The 3,313-nt window shown below is 65.8% G+C and carries 2 protein-coding genes; both read left to right on the forward strand.

From position 1 onward, the window contains the following. The first annotated feature begins 225 nt into the window (after window positions 1–225). Window positions 226–1,038 carry a hypothetical protein gene (locus IOC69_RS04505; RefSeq protein ID WP_290542341.1) on the forward strand — a complete coding sequence of 271 codons (813 nt, stop codon included), beginning with the start codon at window positions 226–228 and terminating at the stop codon, window positions 1,036–1,038. Window positions 1,039–1,339: 301 nt separating this feature from the next. Beyond that, complete coding sequence (gene ilvD, locus IOC69_RS04510; RefSeq protein WP_290542342.1) at window positions 1,340–3,064, forward strand: dihydroxy-acid dehydratase; 1,725 nt, start codon at window positions 1,340–1,342, stop codon at window positions 3,062–3,064. Window positions 3,065–3,313 lie beyond the last annotated feature (249 nt).

The raw sequence follows: 3,313 nt of genomic DNA on the forward strand, positions 1-3,313 counted from the left end.
ATCCGCAAAAGTGGAACCGGTTTTGCGACAAGATCATGCTCAGGCATATGACCAGAGCATGATCCGCAAAAGTGGAACCGGTTTTGCGACAAGATCATGCTCAGGCTTTGATCTGGCGCAGGGCCATTCTGCCGTCACGATTTCAGGGTGAGAGGGCGGGAGGTCGCCTGAGGCTGGCATTCGCCCTGGCGATTGGCTACTGTCGTTTGACTGCCGGAGGGGGCGATGTCTCGGACCGAGACGATATTGCTGATCGTGCTGGGCTTCTCGGTGGCGACGCTGATCGCCTTGCTCATGGCGCGCGGGCTGTGGGCGGCGGCCGTCAGGGTCGGCGTCAGGCGCATGCAGCGCCAGGTGCCCTCCTCCCTCGTCGGGCTGCAGACCGAGCGCAACCGGCTGCGCGCCGAATATGCCATGCTCTCGCAGCGGCTGGGCGCCCGCCTCGAAACCGCCAAACTGCAGGTGGCGGAGCAGATGGCGGAGGTCAGCCGCCATCGCAACCGCCTCAACAATCTCGAATCGCTTGAACAGAATCGCGGCATAGAGACACGCCACCTCGCCACGCGCATCCATGATCTGGAACATGCCCTTACCCAGGCTCACACCCGGGAAGAGGAGCTGCGCCGAAACCTTGCTGCAAAGGAGGAGGAGCTGGCCCGGGCCGTCCGCGCCCGCACGCGCCATCGCCCCGCACCGGAGGCGCCCCGCGTCCACGCCGCGCCGCCCGTGGACGATGCCGAAACCCGCCTGCGCCAGCGAATCGACCGGCTCACGGAACTCGCCAAAGCCCCGCCGCCTGAGGACTTGGTTTTCGACGCGCCCCAGCCCATCGCGGCTGAGATCGAGGCACTGGCCGAAAGAATGGCAGAGGCCGAGCGCCAGACCGGCGACCTCACCCGCGACCTCGAAAGACTCGATGCCGAATGGCAGCAGCGCCTGGCGGAAGCCAACATCGCCGAATCGGAGGCGGACGACAACGTCATCACCCTCTCGAACCGAATCCGCGAATTGAGGAAAAACCTCGGCCAGGCCTCGTGAAGCGCTCCCCGCGACGGCCCGCCGCCTTCATCCCGCCCAATGCCATCGGCGCCCATGCCCGGAGCATGATCCGCAAAAGTGGAAACGCTTTTGCGATAAGATCATTCTCAGGCTTATGATCTGGCGCATGTTCCGTTCAGGCGGAATCGCCTGAACGGAAAGAACACGCGCCAGGAGGCGGGCGAAGGCCCGAGCGGACGCCGCTTCACCTGACGCCATTGTGATCCCCCTTCGCGCCTTCGCCCATCTTGCCGCCATCCGCCACTCCCGTATGATGGGTGAAATTCGGGAGGAACGAACTTTGGACAAGCCTGTCTTCGACAAATCCAAGCTGCCCAGCCGCCACGTCAGCGTCGGCCCGTCGCGTGCGCCGCACCGCTCCTACTACTACGCGATGGGCATGACGCCCGAGCAGATCGCCCAGCCCTTCGTCGGCGTCGCCTCCTGCTGGAATGAGGCCGCCCCCTGCAACATCGCGCTGATGCGCCAGGCGCAGGCCGTGAAGAAGGGGGTTTCCGCCGCCCGCGGCACCCCGCGCGAGTTCTGCACCATCACGGTGACGGACGGCATCGCCATGGGCCACCAGGGCATGAAGGCCTCGCTTGTCTCGCGCGAGGTGATTGCGGATTCGGTCGAACTCACCATGCGCGGCCACTGCTATGATGCGCTGGTGGGGCTCGCGGGCTGCGACAAGTCGCTGCCCGGCATGATGATGGCCATGCTGCGCCTCAACGTGCCGTCGGTTTTCATCTATGGCGGCTCCATCCTGCCCGGCACCTTCAAGGGCCGCCCCGTCACCGTGCAGGACGTGTTCGAGGCGGTGGGCAAGCATTCGGTGGGCACGATGTCGGATGAGGACCTCCTCGAACTGGAGCAGAAGGCCTGCCCTTCGGCGGGCTCCTGCGGCGCGCAGTTCACCGCCAACACCATGGCCACCGTGGCGGAGGCGATCGGCCTTGCCCTGCCCTATTCCTGCGGCGCGCCGGCGCCCTACGAGATCCGTGACACCTTCTGCTTCACCGCGGGCGAGAAGGTGATGGAGCTGATCGCGAAAAACATCCGGCCGCGGGACATTGTGACGAGGAAGGCGCTGGAGAATGCGGCGACCGTCGTCGCCGCCTCCGGCGGTTCCACCAATGCGGCCCTTCATCTTCCCGCCATGGCGCATGAGGCCGGCATCGCCTTCGATCTCTTCGACGTCGCCGAGATTTTCAAGCGCACGCCCTACATCGCCGACCTGAAGCCCGGCGGCCGCTATGTGGCGAAGGACCTCTTCGAGGCAGGCGGCATCCCGCTTCTGATGAAGACGCTGCTGGACCACGGCTTCCTGCACGGCGACTGCCTCACCGTGACCGGCCGCACCATTGCCGAGAACATGGCCGGCGTGAAGTGGAACGAGGACCAGGACGTGATCCGCCCCGCCAACAATCCCTTCACCGCCACGGGCGGCGTCGTGGGCCTCAGGGGCAACCTCGCGCCCGAGGGCGCCATCGTCAAGGTGGCGGGCATGAAGAACCTGATCTTCTCCGGCCCCGCCCGCTGCTTCGACAATGAGGAGGCCTGCTTCGAGGCCGTGTCGAAGAAGCAATACAAGGAGGGCGAGGTGCTGGTCATCCGCTACGAAGGCCCGCGCGGCGGCCCCGGCATGCGCGAGATGCTGTCGACCACCGCGGCGCTCTATGGCCAGGGCATGGGCGACAAGGTGGCGCTCATCACCGATGGCCGCTTCTCCGGCGCCACCCGCGGCTTCTGCATCGGGCACGTGGGACCGGAGGCGCAGTTGGGCGGCCCCATCGGCCTGCTCAGGGATGGCGACATCATCACCATCGACGCGGTGGAAGGCACGCTCTCCTGCAACGTGCCGGAGGCGGAATTCGCCGAACGCCGAAAGTCCTGGGCCCCGCGCGCCCACGGCTACAATTCCGGCGCCATCTGGAAATATGCTCAGCAAGTAGGCCCCGCCGTCAACGGCGCCGTCACCCACCCCGGCGGCGGCGCCGAGACGGCAAGCTACGCGGATATCTGAGCGCCGGGGCGGACCTCGGCCCCCGGCGCGGGAGGTTGTCGGAAATTTTTCACAATGCCGCTCTAGGATTTCCCTCCCCCTCGTGGGGAGGGGTAGGGGGTCCACGAGTCCAATTCTCCAAGACCTGAGCCCGGGGACCCCCACCCTTAATCCCTCCCCACTGTACAGACCGGAGACAAGGGTAACACCTGTTCGGGGACATGGGTAACACATTTGCCTGACTTTCAGGGAGGTGGGCGATGCCATGGG

This window comes from Aestuariivirga sp. (genome assembly GCF_020252405.1).
Classification (GTDB): domain Bacteria; phylum Pseudomonadota; class Alphaproteobacteria; order Rhizobiales; family Aestuariivirgaceae; genus Aestuariivirga.

What these genes read in the sequence shown, in the direction of transcription:
- IOC69_RS04505 (WP_290542341.1), top strand. Translation starts at nt 226, where the DNA reads ATGTCTCGGACCGAGACGATATTGCTGATCGTGCTGGGCTTCTCGGTG.